This window comes from Chryseobacterium metallicongregator, from assembly GCF_031324065.1.
Taxonomy (GTDB): domain Bacteria; phylum Bacteroidota; class Bacteroidia; order Flavobacteriales; family Weeksellaceae; genus Chryseobacterium; species Chryseobacterium metallicongregator.
In genome coordinates this window covers 1-494 of the sequence record NZ_JAVIXS010000027.1, presented here as the reverse complement: position 1 = coordinate 494, position 494 = coordinate 1, and the positions used below count along the sequence as shown (strand labels likewise).

Annotated in this window: 1 protein-coding gene; it reads left to right on the top strand. The window is 27.3% G+C overall.

The window, feature by feature from the left end; all coding sequences use genetic code 11:
- Nucleotides 1-362: 362 nt before the first annotated feature.
- The coding region (locus tag REB14_RS24015; RefSeq protein WP_482155933.1) for a tyrosine-type recombinase/integrase at nucleotides 363-494 on the top strand (132 nt) is incomplete at its 3' end.

The following is a 494-nucleotide window of genomic DNA, read 5'->3' as shown; positions in this document are numbered from 1 at the left end:
CCTATAATCCCAGCAGTAATTCTTGTCATCAAAATATCACCTTTTCTAGGTTTTATTTTATATTCCTTTTCAAATGCTTTTTCTGAAATAAATTTATCAGTATTGTATAAATCATTTATATTTTCTACACTAACAAATTTAACTCCATTGCTCGTATATTTTGGTGTCTGATGAGTTCCATCATAAATGTCAGATATTTCACCAAGTTTCTTATTTTTCCATTCCCCTTCAAATTCCGGAAATCGTAAATTAGGAAAATAAAAGTTCCTTTATGTAAAAGATTTGTGATTTTAAATCCTAAATGACAAAGTAATTTTATCCTTAATGTTAACTTTCAGTTTAATTTAAAAATCAAAAAGTTTATGACAAGAAAGAAAACATTAGCAGAAATCGCTGAACTTTGGAAGAATGACAAAAAGTTGTATGTAAAAAAATCAACCTTTTCGGCTTATGTATTGTTGCTGGAAAATCATTTACTCCCTGTATTTAAAGAC